The organism is Levilactobacillus yonginensis (genome assembly GCF_964065165.1).
GTDB lineage: Bacteria > Bacillota > Bacilli > Lactobacillales > Lactobacillaceae > Levilactobacillus > Levilactobacillus yonginensis_A.
The window spans coordinates 471,905-488,774 of the sequence record NZ_OZ061549.1 but is presented as its reverse complement, the minus strand read 5'-3'; the positions used below and the strand labels follow the sequence as shown (position 1 = coordinate 488,774).

Genomic DNA, 16,870 nt, shown 5'->3' with positions numbered 1-16,870 from the left:
TTCATAATCATACCACAGGAAGTTAAAACCGTGCTAGAATTTCAGAGATAATTGGCGTTCCGGTCAAAACATGCTAAAATATAGGACAGCTTAATTTGTGGTGATCAGTGATGGTCCCACCAAACCGGAGCGGAGGAAATACTTGTGAAATTAATTGGCTTACTACTTGTGGCCTACCTCCTGGGTGCCATTCCCAATGGTGTCTGGGTCGGCAAAGCCTTTTTTCAAACGGATATTCGACAGTCTGGATCAGGGAACATCGGGACAACGAATACGTATCGGGTCTTAGGTCCGTATGCTGGAACCGTTGTGATGGTATTGGACATTGCTAAGGGCACGGTTGCAACACTGCTGCCCACCCTCTTCCACGTGACGACCTTCCTCGGAACGGCAACGCCACTCCTGTTTGGCCTCATGGCCGTTCTGGGACATACTGTGTCGGTCTTCGACCACTTCAAGGGTGGCAAGGCGGTGGCCACCTCAGCGGGGATGCTACTGGCTTACAATCCCATCATGTTTGTAATTGCGGCCGGCCTGTGGGTCAGTTTGATCTATTGGACCAGTATGGTCAGCCTTGCCAGCATGATTGCCTTTAGCCTAATTACGTTGATTTCGTTAGGTTTTCAGGACTGGTATTTGACGGGAATTGCGCTGGTTTTGACCATCTTTGTCTTTTATCGTCACCGAACGAACATTACCCGGATCCGTCAGGGAACTGAGTCACTGGTTCCCTTTGGTCATGGCTACCGTAAGCATCGCGCTAAATAGGAACACTGAGGGCTCTCAATGACTTTTGTCGTTGGGAGCCCTTTTTCTTTGAAATGAATTTTTGAACTGCGCTCCGGTGGCCAGGCGGTGGGCCTGCTGTGGGTACGCTTCAGCCAAAATACGGGCTTCTCGCTCACTTTGAAGCCACGAAAGACCCGCGTCTTCAAAGGCGCCCATGACCTAAGCTAGCATAAAGCGCTAGCTAACGTCATTTTCACGGCCGCCCCACCCCCTGGCCACCTCCGCTCAAATTGATGATTTTAACGGAAAATAGGTGCTACCGAACTTAACATGTGTTGTTCAACCACTTAGAGAGTCAGATAACAATATTAATGTGTGAATTAGGCAGCCTAATTTGTCTCCTCCCACTTACCGTTTGTCAGCTATGGGTTGAACCGATGCCGACACAACTTGATGCCTTGAAAGCCCCACGTCTACTACCAACTGCAGTGCAATATAGTTGGTATAAGGCCTCAACGATGATCATGTCAAAACGCAATCAGAGTCGGAGGCGGCCAGGGATGGAGCCAGCCGTGAAAGTGGTATTAGCTGGTGAGTTCTTTGCCAGCTTATACCACGGGCGACTTTTGAGACACGGGGTCTTCGTGGCTCAGAATCGAGCGAGAAGACTGGTGAACTTTCCAGTCTGAAGCGTCCCCACAGCAGGCGGAATCCCTGGCCGCTGGAGCGCAACCAATTAACAATATCGCTACTTACTAATCCTGGATTGCAGCAAACACTTCAGTTTAGAAGTAAGTAATTTGGTAAGCCGCCTGGAAGTTCTCATGGCCAGCCAAATGGTGGATGGCCACCTTGGTTTCTAAATCACCAGTCGCCTGAACGTCGTCAGCTAAGCCCCACCAAGGTTCGAAACAAACGAATGGCGCTTGTTTCGGGTATGGTGACCAGATACCAAGGTACGGTGCGGCCACTGTCAAAGCGACACCGTGGTCGCTATCTGGCGTACTTAACATCACCGTCGTCTCGTGGTTGTCTAACGTCAGAACCTGGGCGTCGTGATCAAATAGGCCGTGATCCAAACTCAGTGGTTGCGTCAAGTCAAGGGGCACACTGTGTTGTGTGTCGCTGTACGGACCGACCAAAGGCACGCGTTGGTAGACCTTCTTCGGTGAAACGGTGACTTGGTAATCCGTAAAGTCTGCCGCTGGGTCACCCAGTGGCACGTTAAAGCCGGGGTGAGCACCCAAGGAGAACGTTAACGTGTCATCTGCTGGATTGGCCACGTCCGCTGAGAACTTCAATTGGTGGTCCACCAGTTCGTAACTGATGGTCAGGATGAAGTCGGCTGGGAACAGGGCCTTCGTTTCGGCATCGGCCTTGAGTTCAAGACTCACGTGCGTCGGATCCTGATCAACGACGGTAAATGTCCGGTCACGAGCGAACCCGTGCTGGGTCATTTGATAGGTTTTGCCGTCGAGACGGTACTGATTATCTTGCAAGCGACCTACGATGGGAAAGAGAATCGGTGCGTGGCGACCCCAGTAGGCTTTATCAGCTTGCCACATATATTCTAAACCGCTCTCATTGTCTTTGACACTCGATAGTTCGGCACCCAATGGGTTGACCTGAACCGTTAAATCTTCGTTGTTAAGCGTTATCATCGAATTCCTCCCAGATTTAAATCATCACTCTCTATGATACCCTACCGCGCCAAAAAGAGCCAAGACAACTGTCCTGGCCCTCGTAATGTTTTATAGGATGTAGCGTGACAGGTCCTTGTTCTGAACGATGTCACCAATCTTGTCGTTAACGTAGTTTTCGGTAATTGTGACGTCACCGGTCCCCATGTCGGGCCCTTCGTAGAGCAGGTCTTCCAAGAGCTTTTCTAGGACCGTCTGTAACCGTCGAGCACCAATGTTTTGGTTCTCATGGTTGAGTTCAAAGGCCAATTCGGCAATCCGTTCGATGGCTTCCATCGTGAACGTCACCTTCACGTTGTCCGTCCCAATCAGGGCAATGTATTGCTTGATCAAGGCGTTGTTCGGTTCAGTTAAGATCCGGACAAAGTCCTGCTTGCTCAGGTCGTTTAGTTCGACCCGAATTGGGAAACGTCCCTGTAATTCAGCAATCAAATCGCTAGGCTTGGATTCAGCGAAGGCACCGGCAGCGATGAACAAAATGTGATCGGTGTCGATGGTCCCGTACTTCGTCTTGACCTGGGTTCCTTCAACGATTGGCAGGATATCGCGTTGGACCCCTTCACGGGAAACGTCGCCACTGTTTTGGCCACTGCCCTTCGTGATCTTGTCAATTTCATCCAGGAAGATGATTCCAGTATTTTCGGCCCGTTTGATGGCATCGTGGTTGATGTCAGCGTTATTGACCAATTTTTCAGATTCTTCAGCGACCAGGATTTCACGCGCTTCGGCCACACTGACCGTCCGCTTGATCCGCTTCTTAGGCATGATTGAACCCAGGGTGTCGTTCAAATCGATTCCCATTTGGCCTAGCATGTTGTTGTCGGTGGCATTGGTTTGTTGGGGATCATCCATTTCGATCTCGACCTGGTGATCTTCCAGCAAGCCCTTGTTCAGTTGATCCGCCAGAGATAACCGTTCGTTGCGGATATCATCGGTGACTTCTTCTTGGTCAGTTGGTGCCGTCGGCGTTTGGCCATTTTGCATCTGGGAGAACATGTTCATCATGTTCGCAAAGTCGTTGTTGTTCTTGTTTTCTTTCTTCTTGGCCGGTGCCAGCAACTTAACTAACCGCTTGTTAGCGGCTTGAACGGCGTCGCTCCGGACATTCTTGAACTGATCTTGCTTCTGCATGCTGACGGAGACTTCGACCAAGTCCCGGACCATGGATTCAACGTCGCGGCCAACGTAGCCGACCTCGGTGAATTTGCTGGCTTCGACCTTGGTGAAGGGTGCGTGCACGATCTTAGCCAACCGGCGAGCAATTTCAGTCTTCCCGACCCCGGTCGGTCCGATCATTAACATGTTCTTAGGTGAAATTTCTTCTTGCATGTCGGCATCGAGTTGCATCCGACGGTAACGGTTGCGTAAGGCAATCGCAATGGCTTTTTTAGCTTCATCCTGACCAATCACGTATTGATCAAGTAAGGCCACGATTTCTTTAGGCGTTTTATTAATAGCGTCCACAGTGATTCCTCCGTTCAATAATTAAAGTTCTTCAGAAATAACGTTTTCGTTGGTAAAGATGTCGATGACCCCAGCAATGTGGATGGCACTTTCGGCAATCTCCTTGGCGCTCATGTCGGTAGCGTGGTGGTGTAACGCCGTGGCTGCGGCCAAGGCAAAGTTCCCACCGGAACCGATGGCCAAGATGTCGTCGTCTGGAGCAATGACTTCACCAGAACCGGAAACCAACAGCATTTCGTCCTTATCCATGACAATCAGTAAAGCTTCCAGCTTTTGGAGTGCTTGGTCGGACCGCCATTGCTTGGCGAGTTCGACAGCTGCTCGTTGCAGGTTCCCACTGTATTCATTTAATTGGCCTTCGAATTTTTCTTCCAGGTTGAAGGCATCGGCAACACTACCGGCGAATCCAACGACGACTTGGTTGTTGTAGATGCGGCGAATCTTGTGTGCGGTCCCCTTCATGATGACCTTTTCTCCCATAGTGACTTGCCCGTCACCCGCCATAGCGTTATGGCCGTTGTGGCGAACAGCACAGATGGTCGTGGCTTCAAATTTTACTGGCATAGTTTCATCGATCTCCTTATGATGGTTTCTTTTGATGTGACTTATCTTCGGTTGCACGGGGGAAAAACTGGCGGTAGTCCCGCTGTAAGTGTTCCCGCGTTACGTGAGTGTAGATCTGCGTCGTGGATAGGCTGCTGTGACCCAGCAGTTCCTGGACCGACCGGAGATCTGCGCCCCGGTTCAAGAGGTGCGTAGCAAATGTGTGCCGCAACATGTGCGGGTGAATGTCCGTCGTCAAACTGCTGCGTTTGATGATTTGGTTAAGCAAATAGGTCACCCCGGCTGTCGTCAGCTGGCCGCCTCGTGAGTTGATAAAGACAAAGGCATGCGTCTGTTGGTTCTTGGCCATCAGAGGGGTTCTGGCCGCTGTAAAGTAGCGTTCCAGGGCGTCGCCGGCGTAGTGGCCGAACGGCACGTAGCGTTCCTTATTCCCTTTCCCGTGAATCAACATCATGCGGTTATCAAAGTCGACGTCAGGCAGCGTCAGGTTGACACATTCACTGACCCGGATGCCGGTGCCGTACAGAACTTCCAGGACTGCCGAATCGCGGGTTGCCAACTGTTCATTCGGATTGGCAGCCGCCGCGGCAAACAAGGCCGTCATTTCCCGTTCATAGAAGAAACGGGGTAAGTGGTTCTGGTGGTGTTTCAACTGAATGTAGGCAAAGGGATCATCGGTTGCTTGCCCGTTGCTCATCAGAAAATTATAAAGTGACCGCAACGTGGACAGCTTCCGGGCAATCGTCGTCCGAGCGTAGTGATGATCATAAAGGTCGCTGAGGTAAACCTCAACATCCAACTGGTCGATCGCCGACCACGGTTTGACGCCCCCGTTGTCTTCGAGAAACTGGTGAAATTCTTCCAGATCCTCGCGGTAGGCCTTCACGGTTTCCGGAGAATACTGTCGCTCACCTTGCAGATACGTAAGAAAGTCTGTGACTGCTTGGTCCACGTGAACACCTCCTGTACTTGTCAATGCTAGCAAATGGCTTAAAAAAACACAACTAACTCATCAGCTGGTTTTCTGCCGGACCAATTTTCTGGCCCCAAAGGCCCGGTACCACGCAATAAAACAGGCTCATCGGCCGCCTCACTACTGTGTGAGGATGACCGATGAACCTGTCGCTAATAAATTTTACTTTTGTGGTGCTTCTTCGTAGTCCCCGTTAGGACAAACGATTTGGCTACCGCCACGAATCTTCTTGGCAACCAAATAGTGGCCGTCCTTAGGGCAATCGCGGCCGATTGGCTTGTCCCATGAGACGAAGTCACAGTCGGGATAGCGTGAACAACCGTAGAAGATCCGGTTCTTCTTGGACTTCCGCTCGATGACCTCACCCTTATGACAAACGGGACAGGTCACACCGATTTCCTTCACGATTGGCTTCGTGTTCCGACAATCGGGGAAGCGTGAGCAGGCGTAGAACTTACCGTAGCGGCCCATCTTGATGACCATTGGTGCGCCACAGATGTCACAGTCAAAGCCGGCGGGTTCGTCACGGATCTGAATCTTTTCGATAGCGTCTTCCGCGTGAGCGACTTCCGTTGAGAATGGTTGATAGAAGCTATCAATGACCTTGACCCAGTCCTGCTTACCTTCTTCAATCCCATCCAACTCATGTTCTAAGTTAGCAGTGAAGTCAACGTTGACTACGTCTGGGAAGTAGTCGTTGATGATGCCATCAACGATTTCACCTAATTCAGTCGGTTCAAAGCGCCGACCGACTAACTTAACGTAGTAGCGGCGTTGAATCGTATCAAGAGTTGGCGCGTAGGTCGATGGCCGGCCCACACCGTTTTCTTCCAGCGCCTTGATCAGGTTAGCTTCGGAATACCGTGCAGGTGGCTGGGTAAAGTGTTGGGCCGGATCAGTCTTGGCCAACTTGACTACGTCGCCGATCTCAAGGTCGGGCAACAGGTTATCCTTTTCCTTACCGTCCTTGTAGATCTTCAAGAACCCTTCGAACTTCATCTTGGAGCCGTTGGACCGGAAAGTCACGCCGTTTTGTTCCAGCGTCACGGCCATGGTATCCATGATGGCGTTCGTCATTTGGCTGGCCACAAACCGGTTCCAAATAAGTTGGTAGAGCCGGAATTGGTCCTTGTTCAACCGTTCCTTCAGACTAGCTGGGGTTCGGAAAACAGAGGTTGGTCGAATGGCTTCATGGGCATCTTGGGCCCCTTCAGGCAGCTTTCCCTTGATGGGCTTCGTTGCAGCGTATTCGGCCCCATATTTTTCGTGAATGAACGTAGAGGCTTCGTGCTTGGCAATGCTAGAGATCCGAGTGGAGTCGGTCCGCATATAGGTGATTAGCCCCTGCGTACCTTCCTTGCCCAGGTTGATCCCTTCGTAAAGCTGTTGCGCAGCCATCATGGTCTTCCGTGTTCTGAAGTTTAACTTACGGTTAGCATCCTGTTGCATAGAACTCGTGGTGAATGGTGGTTGGGGTGAACGTTTCCGTTCCTTACGAACCACGTTGGTGATGTCAAAGTCACCCTTTTTATCGAGTTTGTTCAGGATGTCTTGTACGGCGGCGTTATCTTTCAGGCCAGCCTTCTTACCATTCAGGCCGTAGAAGCTGGCACCAAACGTGTGCCGGGCCTTCTTGAAGTCTGCGTCGATGGTCCAGTATTCTTCGGGGATGAAGGCTTTGATTTCCTTTTCCCGTTGAATGATCAGGGACAGCGCAATCGATTGAACCCGACCGGCACTTAGCCCCTTCTTGACCTTTTTCCAAAGTAATGGTGAGATGGAATATCCCACCAAACGATCAAGGATTCGCCGCGCCTGTTGGGCGTTTACCAGGTCCATGTCAATGGTCCGGGGCGTCTTGAAGGCTTCCTTGACGGCGTCCTTGGTAATTTCATTAAACGTGACCCGGTTCTTGTCTTTTACGTCCAGGTTTAGGACGTGAGCCAAGTGCCAGGCAATGGATTCCCCTTCACGGTCAGGGTCAGATGCGAGGTAGACAGCTTTGGCCTTTTTGGCCTCGGACCGTAAGCCCTTGATCACATCACCCTTACCACGAATGGAGATGTAGTGCGGATCGTAGTCGTTTTCGGTATCGACCCCCATCGAACTCTTAGGCAGATCCCGCACGTGACCTAGACTAGGCATGACCTTGTAAGTCCGCCCTAAATATTTTTCAATCGTCTTGGCCTTCGCCGGGGATTCTACGATAACTAATTTTTTTTGCGGCTTGCGCCGTTTCTTTGTCGTTGTTTTAGTCTTTGTTTTCGTCGGCAAAACACATTACTCCCTCGAATGATAGGTGTAAACCCCGCTCTACCGGGATTCAGTGACCGTATCGATTTGGTTCTAAGTCGAACTAAAAGTTCGCTAATTTTTTCACTAGTAATCCCACACATGATATTTCAAGTCGGGGGCGCTTGTCAACTAAAAAATTCTTCTATTATATGTTCGGGATTCAAGATTGGTTTTGCTCCCGCTAAAATTAATTCGTTGGTTCCCACCGAATTGGGATTGTCGACGGCCCCCGGAACAGCGAGGACGTTGCGGTTCTCCTGGAGGCCGATATTGGCCGTGATCAGACTGCCCGAATGATGCGCTGCCTCGACCACCAGTACGCTCTGCGCTAGCCCCGCGATGATGCGGTTGCGTTCGGGAAAGTGATGGCGAGCCCCTGCCGTCCCCCAAGGATACTCGGATAGGACCAAGTGGTCGCGAACTAGCAAGTCCATGAGGTCGCGGTTAGCAGCCGGATAGCATTTGTCGAGGCCGGTCCCAATCACGGCAATGGTGTGACCCCGGTGGGCTAAAGCCACTTGATGTGCTAAGGTGTCGACCCCTTGAGCCAGACCCGAGACCAGGCAGAGTCGATGTTCCACCACTGGCGGTAGTAACATTCTCATGGCCCGTAATGCATACGGTGTGGGCTGCCGCGAACCGACGACGGCCAACTGAGGTCCCTGAAAGAAGCGGACGTCCCCAAGAAAGTACAGGACAACTGGTGGATTAAATGTTTCTTTAAGCTGGACGGGATACGCTGCGTCCACGATGGTCAGGCACCCAGTGTGCTTCAGGTTTTCAGTGACCTGCCGGTTGAGTTCCACGGTGAATAGACTAGTCTTAAGTTGCTGAGAACGCTGAGCGGTGAGCGTTAAGTCTGCGAGCATGCTGGTGAGCTCAGTGGGACCAATATCGGCCAATTCAGGGTGCCGTTCCACCCACCGCCAGCAGGCCAGTGCCGTGCGGGAACCGATTCCTTGAATTAGTGGTAAACGCATGAAAAAATCACGAAGTGTCAGTTGCATGGCTGCAACCTCCTATCCCTTTTAAGGATTAACTCCGTGATTCGTTGGCAATAATTTTTTGAACTGGTGAAAAAGTTCGGCGGTGAATCGGGGTGACCCCCCGGTCGGCTAAACCTTGTAAGTGTTCCGCTGTCCCGTAACCGGCATTCTTAGTAAAGCCATAGCCGGGATATAGCACGTCGTAGGTGTCCATGAGATGGTCCCGGTAGACCTTGGCCACGATGCTGGCGGCCGCTACGCTGGCACTCTTGGCGTCCCCCTTGATCAACCGCGTTTGCGGGAGATCAACGGGAATCTGCATGGCGTCCACAATGAGATGCTGTGGGGCCACGCCGAGACCCAAGACGGCGCGCTGCATGGCAACTCGAGTTGCCTGATAGATGTTGATTTGATCAATCAGTTGGGCGCTCCCGATGCCAATGCTGACGGCGGTTGCCTGAGCCAGAATCAACGGGTATAGGTGCTCACGTTCTTTAGGAGTTAGTTGTTTGGAGTCATTGACTAAGGGGATGTCAAAGTCCTGGGGTAAGATGACCGCGCTCGTTACCACGGGACCAGCTAACGGTCCCCGCCCGACCTCATCGATACCAGCCACGAGTTGATTGGCATCCCAGAGGGGTCGTTCGTAGTGCAGTCGCTCCTGAAATGCCTGCTCTGCTGCCTCAGCTTTCGCGACACGGCGTTTGATCTGATTCAGAAGGGATTGCGCCCCCTTGCGTGAGTCGGCCGCTAATGGAACCAGACGGGGGTCAGCTAGGCTAGTGACATCCGCAAGGTCCTGCTTCAAACTGCTGAGGCTGGGTTGCTTAGTCATTGGGCGTATCGCCTACCTCGGGAGCCCGGTCCAGGGTGAAGCCACCAAGCTTTTTGTGGCGGGCGTCCAGAATCAAACGTTCGCTAGCCCGAAGGTAGTCGTCACGCATGCCGACCTTCTCCGTGATTTTCATCAGAAGGTCGACATCATTCAACTCTAAGTCGGCGTCAGTCAAACGGTACCGGTCGATCAGTGCTGGTCGATGGTAGTTCCGGAAGAACTTGAGGGCAAAGAGTGCCACGTCATCTTTTTCATAGAGCTTTTCTTTGATAGCACCAGTTAAGGCTAGTTTTTGAGCGGTTTCTTGATCCTTGAACTTGGGCCAGAGGATACCAGGGGTGTCGAGCAGTTCCAGGTTTTTGTTGGAACGCAACCACTGTTGGGACTTAGTTACTCCAGGGGTGTCGCCTACCTGGGCTGCCTTATGATTGACCAGGTGGTTCAGTAACGTAGACTTCCCAACGTTAGGGACCCCAACGGTCATGGCCCGCATCGGGCGTTCCTTCAGGCCTTTTCCCTTTTCAGCCGCGAGCTTGTCGGCTAAAATACTAGCCGCAATTTTGGTGATTTGTTTGGGAGTCACGTTGGCCCGGGAATCGATGGCGATGACGGCTTGGTTCTGAGAATGATAGTACCGTTGCCAAGCAGCAGTTTGTTGTGGATCGGCCAGGTCCTTCTTGGTCATGATGATCAGATGGGGCTTGTCCCGTGCAATGCGGGCCACCTCGGGATTACGTGAAGAAGCGGGAATCCGAGCGTCGACCAGTTCGAAAACGATGTCTACAAGGTGGACGTTTTCCTCCATTTGACGGATGGCCTTGGCCATATGACCGGGGAACCATTGAATAATGCTCATAAGTTTTTCTCCTTTGATACCAAGGGTTTGACGCCTTGGTGTTCTTAAAATAGTCAAAATTGCCATATGTCCATTCTATTTCGGGCATATTCTAGCCGTTTGCGATACCACTTTCTTGGCAAATTCATGAATTCGTTTTTCATGCTGAATTGCTCGATACGGCTAGTCTTCACCCGCTTTGTTTGCAGGTAAATTAAAAGCTAACAGAAGAACTGAGTAACTAGTCTATTTTACCATTTATTCTCTATTTCAGATAGTGGCGCTATTTGTGCTTTAAGCATCTCATTCGGCTCGCATAGCATTGTATTAAAAAAGCGTTACCCGAATGTGAATGCCATTCGGGTAACGCTTTTAAACAGTTCGAGGTGTTTTGTCAGCAGTCAATTCTCTCTGTTAGCTTTTTAAAGTGACTTGCCCTTTGGTATAGAGGGCGATTTTTCACTGTTGGCTAAAGTTTCGTCTGATTACTAAATAAAGAGGGCACTCTTAATTACTAATAGATTTATGTGCTTGGCCCCTTACTTAATGCGCTGATAATGAAAATCAGAGAGACTATTGTTACCTTTAATACTCAATAGTCCCTTCTTCAAGGTAAACTTCATTTTCACATTGTTTTTGTTTTTAAAAACGCGTCCTTTGACTATTGTACTGATGATTTTATAGTGTGTCAGCACCGTGTAGTGCCCTTTAGAGGCTTTCTTGTAACGCGGTGACAAGTACGTGTCGTTCGTATCGGGTTGTTTCACAATAAACTTACTGTTTGAAACCTTAAAATACTTTAAAACCCCGTCTTCATTTGATAATTTCCAACGCTCGTTTTTAGGCATAATCCACTTACCGCGTAGAGCCTTAGGCATACCTTGATGGTACTTCGCCGCTTGAGCCGTTGATTGTGACTGAGACAGCATACCTAATGCCATTCCCATCGAAGCAGCTGCAATGATTGTCAATATTTTTTTCATGATAGATTCTCCCCTACTACAATAGCTAGTCAACTGCTAACTACCAGCCACCTATTTTTTAGATAACCAGGCGCCCATCTTACCCATTTTATCGAACTGACCAGTCTTGGTCTGATAATATTCTACATACTTCAGTCGCTTACCTACCTGTTGAACTCGAACTTTGTAGGGCTTCAATGAGTTAATCATCTCAATGCCTTTAAGGACATAGATATGTTTGCTGGCCTTCTGATACTTTATCTTGCCAAGAACAAACGGATCGCCCACGTAATAAGCGTTCAGTCCCTTCTTAATAATTTTCACACCATCTGTTGCTTTAAACTGAGACTTTCCTTTACCTACCGTAACTCTGCGTTCCCAAGTGCCACGCAACACTTTTGGCGTCCCCTGGTGCCACTTGGCGGCATGAGCCGTGGCTGGCGCATTCAATGCCAGTGGCAGGCCAATTGATAGACTTACCGCAGCCATTACTAATAACTTCTTCATAAGTTTTGCTCCCTTTAACTAAGTAAATTTGTTTGCTTTTAAAAACCACTGTTTCCACTACCGTTTATCCGCTCGTTTTTAACTGCTTGAAACCCAGTGTTACTTCCACAGTTCGATTTCTGCTCGAGGCGATGGAAAAGTTTGAACATGCGATTGAAGGTGAAAATGTTAATTGTTTAAAAGTCTATATAAATAATACTGCAATACATTTATCGATTCAACATGTGCTTTGATTCACTTTTTTCTTTATAATTTAAATTATCACCTTATTTTACTTTGTTTTAGAAAATATTATCGAGATGAAATAATTTACCGGATATGGTTACGAACCCTATTTACTAAAGGTCCACAAAATAGTAAGCTAATTCTATGAACGCTGACCGCGAGATGATTAGTGTTGTAACGCATGAAGGAGCGATTCTAATGAATCTACATAAAGGTTTCACCTTAGCGGCTGTCACCCTCTCGGCCAGCCTATTTTTAACTATTCCCAGTCCGGCCGCCGCAGCATTCAGGCAATACTGGGCAATCAACCACTGGGTAACTATTCGCAAGCCGATTACCGTCAGTAAAATCAAGCCTGGTTACCCATCTTACAAGAATGACAAGGTTCTTGCTACCTACAAAATATTACCAGGGGCCCATTACAAGCTTGGACGCCCAAGCAGTAACTATGATTGGGTTTTGACGTCTGGGAAGTATAAGTCTTCGTCCAAGGCGGTCTATTCAGTCACAAAGCATGGCTCAAATTGGTATCAAATAGGTAAGCACCCTCGCTACAAGAAGTTTCATGGCTATCGGGTTGAAGCTTACAATGGCATGAAGAAGTTCAACACGAGTTACGACAAAAAGACCCATAGCACTGCTTCCTACCTCAAGCCAACGCAAAAGAAGCAGGTCATCTTTAAATACGGCAGTCACGTTATCCCTACTAAACACAAATGGGACGTCGTATCATCCAAGAAGATCACTGCGTACAAGTACTCGAATAAGAAATGGCATAACTTGGGAACCAATGATTAACTCAATAACTGAGCTATCACAATACCAAGAACACCATGATTGTTAGGTCACATTGCTGCAGTTCTATGTACCCTTATTCTCTAATTCAGATAGTGGTGCTATTTGTCTTTTAACAATCGTCAAAAAGCCGCTCAACGTAATCATTGGGTTCTAAAATATCTGTTGCCAGTAATCAAATGGATTGATTACCAACAACAGATATTTTAGAACCAAAGAAACGGCTCCACCGCGGTTGAATACCGCGGTGAAGCCGCTTAATCACATCTACAAAAATTATAGTATTTCATCCATCAACTTGACAGGGACTAGTACAGATGACAACCTAAGCGGTTATCACCTCACCTACTTGTTTCGAATTTTTGGACCTTATGGTAGACAAGCTCTACATACATTACTTTTTATCTACATGCATATAGTACGCCCTAACAATTGGGTGTTTAAATAATTATGTGTAAATAGAAAAATAAGCAATTGAAAAGGGAAAGCCTCTCCCTTATGATAGTTAGCAACCACACTCACTTCATAGGACATAGGAGGCTTTCCCCATGACTCAGTTTAACAAAGAAATTATGGCAGCACTAGCACAAAAGCAAGATTTAGATGAAGTTTTTCGGCAACATTTGGAAACGGCCATCAATGATTTAATGCACGAGGAACTTTCGTCGTTCCTCGGTTATGAGCCTTATGATCGCCAAGGTTTTAACAGCGGCAATTCACGCAATGGGCATTATCTGCGGACCTTTAAGACTAAGTATGGAGAATTAAATTTGGAGATTCCACGCGATCGAAATGGTATTTTTAATACGAAAACTATCCCGAGCTATCAACGACAAACGGATGGCTTAGAGGCTACTGTTGTCCAGCTCTACGAAAAAGGGATTACCACTAGTGAGATTGCGGATTTGATTGAGAAAATGTATGGGGCTCATTACACATCACAAACGGTTTCGAACCTCACGAAGGTCGTTGACCAACAGGTCAACGCCTTCAAAACGCGTCCTCTAGCGAGCCGATACGCAGTCATTTATGTGGACGCAACATACTTACCACTTCGCCGGGACTCAGTGGCTAAAGAAGCCGTGCATATCGCCATTGGCATTCGACCAAATGGAATGAAAGAGGTCCTAGCATACCAAGTCGCTCCAACTGAATCCAGTACCGTTTGGGAAGAGCTTCTCGTGGACATCCAGCAGCGTGGTGTAAAGGAAGTCCTCTTATTCGTGGCCGATGGCTTAGTCGGCCTTACCAACACAATTGGTGACCACTTCCCTAAGGCTAAGCTCCAGCAGTGCCTGATCCACGTCAGTCGGAACATTGAAGCTCACGTTCGAACTAAGGACCGACAAGAGGTTCTTAACGACTTCAAACTGATCCATCAAGCAGCTACCATGGACGACGCAAAACAAGCCTTAGCTGACTTCATAGACAAGTGGCAAAAGACGTATCCAAAAGTAACGAACAAGCTAGAAGATAATCTTCATCTCTTGACCTGTTTCACGTTTCCAGCTGCGATACGCAGTAGCATCTACAGCACAAATCTCATTGAATCGTTCAACAAGAAGCTAAAACGACAGACAAAGAAGAAAGAACAATTTCCAAATGAACCAGCGCTAGAACGAGTTCTGGTCACAGTTATTCGTGACTACAACGGCCAAAATTTTGAGCGAACGCATCGAGGTTTTAAGCAAATTCAGGACACGTTAGAATCCATGTATTAGAAACTAGCTAATGGGAGAGGACTTCCATTTACACAAAAAATTTGACACTCCCTAACAATTTAGAATATTTTTTATTGATTTCTATTGTTTAATTATCCCCACAATCCACTTTCAGCCGCTACTTTATTGACTAAAACAGTTTTAGTCTTCCAATTATATAAAATAGAATTAGAAGAAGATTTAATATTTAAAGGAATACTGCCCAAAGCGGGTTTCAAAGATTCATCCAAATCACTAACATATTTAAACCCAATATGTGGTTCAGCCAAAATCTTCTTGTCATTTTTGCCATTTCCAGAAACAAAATAAAGTTTCCAATGATTAGAAGAATTACTAAAGGTTTCGCTATTAGAATGTATCCCAGGCATAACTTCAAACGCATATTTTTGATGGACTGTTTGTCCCAATACACGGTGCCCATTAGACAAGGTTCCAACATATTCACTATCATCTAACATATACTTTTGAGTTCCCTTAGCAACTTTCAAGTATCCTTTAGAATCAGTTAATGCTCCAGAGCCCTTTTTACCAGGCTTAAGCAGCCAATTATTAATTACTGCTGGATTACTGGAATTCTTCATGATCTTTTTCATACTCTTCAGCTTGCTCGTACTAATCTTATTACTTGAGCTTACAGAAGAGCTTGAACTTGACTTAGCACTCGAGGTTACAGCTTCGCTTGTCTTCGCTTTAGGAGCCTTGCCAGTCTTCACATAACCGTGCCAGATCCAGCCCTTGGTCTTACCATTCGTAGATTTAACGTAATTGTATACAGCTTTTTTCTTGTTACTCTTAACGACCTTGGCCTTCTTGATTCGGTAGAATGTCGTGTGCCTATAATTCTTAGCCTTGTGAGAAACCTTCGTGAGCTTAGCTGTAGTGTATAGACTTCCTTTGGTAATGTGAACCTTCTGCTTAGCCTTATATGTAGTCGTCTTAACGATTTTTGCTGCCTTGGTCTTCGCCAACGCCGTATCCGCATTGGACGCAACCGTTGCGAGTCCCATAGTGGAAACACTTAAAATCGTCAGTGCCGAGACAATCAATTTGTTAACCTTCATCAGTGAAATCCTCCATTTCCTGTTCGCAAATAACTTCAATTTTAGCCGGCTTGGTGTCGCTAGGTGTGGGCTGTTAGATTGAGCAGTACCAGTTCCTTCAACACCAGTTCAGTTTTTCACATCTGTTAAAAACAGATATCCCGAGAAAAGTTCGAACGCTTTTCTGTATCGTATAGATATTGTTAATACCAAAACTGTATATGGCTAATACTAATGAAGCACTCTGGAAAAGTCAATATCGGCTTCGCTGGTTTAAACAAGCCTGGTCAGGCCATATTAGATTCATTACTTACAACTTACCCCAAAGAAAAAAGCCCGCAAATGCGAGCTTTTTTAATCCCTATTCTGACGCAGCTTGGCTAGGCTAAAGCCGCTAAGTACATTTGCCAAGCATCATCAAAAATGGTCATTGACGGTAAGTATGGTGCGTTTTCTTCAAGATACTTTGATAGAGGATCAAATTCCGTTTCTTGCTTAGGAAACGAACTGTCTAGGAATGCGTTGTTGGCGAACGTTGCCACGGGATCGTAGCTCTCGGGGTTCCGTTCCGTCATCAAAAACTGGTAAAAACTTTTAGGCATGACGATCCTCCTTTATTTAGGACGTTAGTTTTTCGGAATGCGGGCCTGGAAGACGAACTTCCCGGCACCTGTCATATCGATTTTTTTAGCGGCGTAAGACAGCTTCTTGCCGTTGCCAATGGCCGTCAAGTGTAAGGTCATCGTCTGCTCCTTCACGTTCATCGCCACCCACTTAGGCAGTGGATAGTTCTTCGCAATGTAGCTCATCACGAAGCTAACTGGAACTGGCAACGAGCCAATTGATAGCTTCTGGGCCTTTAGTCGGACGTCTCCCGAGGACAACACGGTTGGCTTGAAGAGTAAAACAAAGTTGACATTGGCGCCCAATACCTTGGTGGATCCGGTCAACATCGCGTGATCACTCACCTGGAACCGATATTTAAGGGGTTCATTTTTAAGCGACTTATTTACATAGTAGTCAGCCAACGCGTTGACTTGTTTCTTATTGAGCGTCACGTTGATATTGGTCGTTTCCATCGCCGGCGCTTTCGCCGTGGCGGGCACGTTGGCGGGACCGAGCGCTTTGACGCCCATCGTTATGAAGGTGACGAGGATGACGGCCACCAGGGCGATGAAGCCCCACTTCCACCAATTTCGGGTGGGTGTTTTTGTCTGAGAATGTCGTTGCATGAAGCCA

General features: G+C 47.9%; 16 protein-coding genes. 3 read left to right on the top strand and 13 right to left on the bottom strand.

Annotated elements, in window-relative coordinates:
- Nucleotides 1–144 precede the first annotated feature (144 nt).
- Nucleotides 145–768 (top strand): glycerol-3-phosphate 1-O-acyltransferase PlsY, encoded by a 624-nt coding sequence (plsY, locus tag AB3Y94_RS02375; protein WP_367294963.1) that lies wholly within the window; start codon nucleotides 145–147, stop codon nucleotides 766–768.
- 746 nt (nucleotides 769–1,514) lie between these two features.
- On the opposite strand, the gene AB3Y94_RS02370 is transcribed toward plsY, so the two are convergent.
- From AB3Y94_RS02370 to AB3Y94_RS02325, 10 genes are all read right to left on the bottom strand, one after another.
- Nucleotides 1,515–2,390, bottom strand: a complete 876-nt coding sequence (locus AB3Y94_RS02370) for an aldose 1-epimerase family protein (RefSeq protein WP_367294962.1) — start codon at nucleotides 2,388–2,390, stop codon at nucleotides 1,515–1,517.
- 90 nt (nucleotides 2,391–2,480) lie between these two features.
- On the bottom strand, nucleotides 2,481–3,893 hold the full coding sequence (gene hslU / locus AB3Y94_RS02365) for an ATP-dependent protease ATPase subunit HslU (protein ID WP_367294961.1): 1,413 nt from the start codon (nucleotides 3,891–3,893) through the stop codon (nucleotides 2,481–2,483).
- A 21-nt stretch (nucleotides 3,894–3,914) separates the two neighbouring features.
- Nucleotides 3,915–4,457 (bottom strand): HslVU peptidase proteolytic subunit, encoded by a 543-nt coding sequence (hslV, locus tag AB3Y94_RS02360; protein ID WP_367294960.1) that lies wholly within the window; start codon nucleotides 4,455–4,457, stop codon nucleotides 3,915–3,917.
- 16 nt (nucleotides 4,458–4,473) lie between these two features.
- Nucleotides 4,474–5,409, bottom strand: a complete 936-nt coding sequence (gene xerC / locus AB3Y94_RS02355; RefSeq protein WP_367294959.1) for a tyrosine recombinase XerC — start codon at nucleotides 5,407–5,409, stop codon at nucleotides 4,474–4,476.
- A gap of 183 nt (nucleotides 5,410–5,592) precedes the next feature.
- Nucleotides 5,593–7,704 (bottom strand): type I DNA topoisomerase, encoded by a 2,112-nt coding sequence (gene topA / locus AB3Y94_RS02350; protein WP_125694281.1) that lies wholly within the window; start codon nucleotides 7,702–7,704, stop codon nucleotides 5,593–5,595.
- Between the two features lie 146 nt (nucleotides 7,705–7,850).
- Nucleotides 7,851–8,732: a DNA-processing protein DprA gene (gene dprA / locus AB3Y94_RS02345; protein WP_367294958.1), complete on the bottom strand. Its 882-nt coding sequence runs from the start codon at nucleotides 8,730–8,732 to the stop codon at nucleotides 7,851–7,853.
- Between the two features lie 28 nt (nucleotides 8,733–8,760).
- A complete protein-coding gene (locus AB3Y94_RS02340) occupies nucleotides 8,761–9,546 on the bottom strand; it encodes a ribonuclease HII (protein WP_367294957.1) in 786 nt (261 codons plus the stop codon).
- A complete protein-coding gene (gene ylqF / locus AB3Y94_RS02335; protein WP_367294956.1) occupies nucleotides 9,539–10,402 on the bottom strand; it encodes a ribosome biogenesis GTPase YlqF in 864 nt (287 codons plus the stop codon). The genes AB3Y94_RS02340 and ylqF overlap by 8 nt, the downstream gene beginning before the upstream one ends.
- Before the next feature lie 518 nt (nucleotides 10,403–10,920).
- Entirely contained in the window at nucleotides 10,921–11,364 is a 444-nt protein-coding gene (locus AB3Y94_RS02330) for a hypothetical protein (protein WP_367294955.1), read from the bottom strand.
- Nucleotides 11,365–11,415: 51 nt separating this feature from the next.
- Nucleotides 11,416–11,850, bottom strand: coding sequence for a hypothetical protein (locus tag AB3Y94_RS02325; RefSeq protein ID WP_367294954.1), 435 nt, complete (start codon nucleotides 11,848–11,850; stop codon nucleotides 11,416–11,418).
- Between the two features lie 423 nt (nucleotides 11,851–12,273).
- Here AB3Y94_RS02325 and AB3Y94_RS02320 point away from each other — a divergent pair, with 423 nt between their 5' ends.
- Together AB3Y94_RS02320 and AB3Y94_RS02315 are read left to right on the top strand one after the other, a co-directional pair.
- Nucleotides 12,274–12,873 (top strand): hypothetical protein, encoded by a 600-nt coding sequence (locus AB3Y94_RS02320; protein WP_367294953.1) that lies wholly within the window; start codon nucleotides 12,274–12,276, stop codon nucleotides 12,871–12,873.
- A 545-nt stretch (nucleotides 12,874–13,418) separates the two neighbouring features.
- Entirely contained in the window at nucleotides 13,419–14,591 is a 1,173-nt protein-coding gene (locus AB3Y94_RS02315) for an IS256 family transposase (protein WP_367294952.1), read from the top strand.
- Nucleotides 14,592–14,683: 92 nt separating this feature from the next.
- Here the strand turns inward: AB3Y94_RS02315 and AB3Y94_RS02310 are convergent, their stop codons facing one another.
- The 3 genes from AB3Y94_RS02310 to AB3Y94_RS02300 form a co-directional block, all read right to left on the bottom strand.
- Nucleotides 14,684–15,652 carry a hypothetical protein gene (locus AB3Y94_RS02310; RefSeq protein WP_367294951.1) on the bottom strand — a complete coding sequence of 323 codons (969 nt, stop codon included), beginning with the start codon at nucleotides 15,650–15,652 and terminating at the stop codon, nucleotides 14,684–14,686.
- Nucleotides 15,653–16,011: 359 nt separating this feature from the next.
- Complete coding sequence (locus AB3Y94_RS02305; protein WP_125681297.1) at nucleotides 16,012–16,233, bottom strand: YozE family protein; 222 nt, start codon at nucleotides 16,231–16,233, stop codon at nucleotides 16,012–16,014.
- A 24-nt stretch (nucleotides 16,234–16,257) separates the two neighbouring features.
- Nucleotides 16,258–16,863 carry a YpmS family protein gene (locus tag AB3Y94_RS02300; RefSeq protein ID WP_367294950.1) on the bottom strand — a complete coding sequence of 202 codons (606 nt, stop codon included), beginning with the start codon at nucleotides 16,861–16,863 and terminating at the stop codon, nucleotides 16,258–16,260.
- Nucleotides 16,864–16,870 lie beyond the last annotated feature (7 nt).

Bases quoted from the DNA above. Each gene is read 5' to 3' on its own strand.
- AB3Y94_RS02305 (WP_125681297.1), bottom strand. From the start codon at position 16,233: ATGCCTAAAAGTTTTTACCAGTTTTTGATGACGGAACGGAACCCCGAG.
- dprA (WP_367294958.1), bottom strand. From the start codon at position 8,732: ATGCAACTGACACTTCGTGATTTTTTCATGCGTTTACCACTAATTCAA.
- AB3Y94_RS02300 (WP_367294950.1), bottom strand. From the start codon at position 16,863: ATGCAACGACATTCTCAGACAAAAACACCCACCCGAAATTGGTGGAAG.
- AB3Y94_RS02370 (WP_367294962.1), bottom strand. From the start codon at position 2,390: ATGATAACGCTTAACAACGAAGATTTAACGGTTCAGGTCAACCCATTG.
- AB3Y94_RS02325 (WP_367294954.1), bottom strand. From the start codon at position 11,850: ATGAAGAAGTTATTAGTAATGGCTGCGGTAAGTCTATCAATTGGCCTG.
- AB3Y94_RS02330 (WP_367294955.1), bottom strand. From the start codon at position 11,364: ATGAAAAAAATATTGACAATCATTGCAGCTGCTTCGATGGGAATGGCA.
- ylqF (WP_367294956.1), bottom strand. From the start codon at position 10,402: ATGAGCATTATTCAATGGTTCCCCGGTCATATGGCCAAGGCCATCCGT.
- AB3Y94_RS02315 (WP_367294952.1), top strand. From the start codon at position 13,419: ATGACTCAGTTTAACAAAGAAATTATGGCAGCACTAGCACAAAAGCAA.
- AB3Y94_RS02340 (WP_367294957.1), bottom strand. From the start codon at position 9,546: ATGACTAAGCAACCCAGCCTCAGCAGTTTGAAGCAGGACCTTGCGGAT.
- AB3Y94_RS02310 (WP_367294951.1), bottom strand. From the start codon at position 15,652: ATGAAGGTTAACAAATTGATTGTCTCGGCACTGACGATTTTAAGTGTT.
- AB3Y94_RS02320 (WP_367294953.1), top strand. From the start codon at position 12,274: ATGAATCTACATAAAGGTTTCACCTTAGCGGCTGTCACCCTCTCGGCC.
- hslV (WP_367294960.1), bottom strand. From the start codon at position 4,457: ATGCCAGTAAAATTTGAAGCCACGACCATCTGTGCTGTTCGCCACAAC.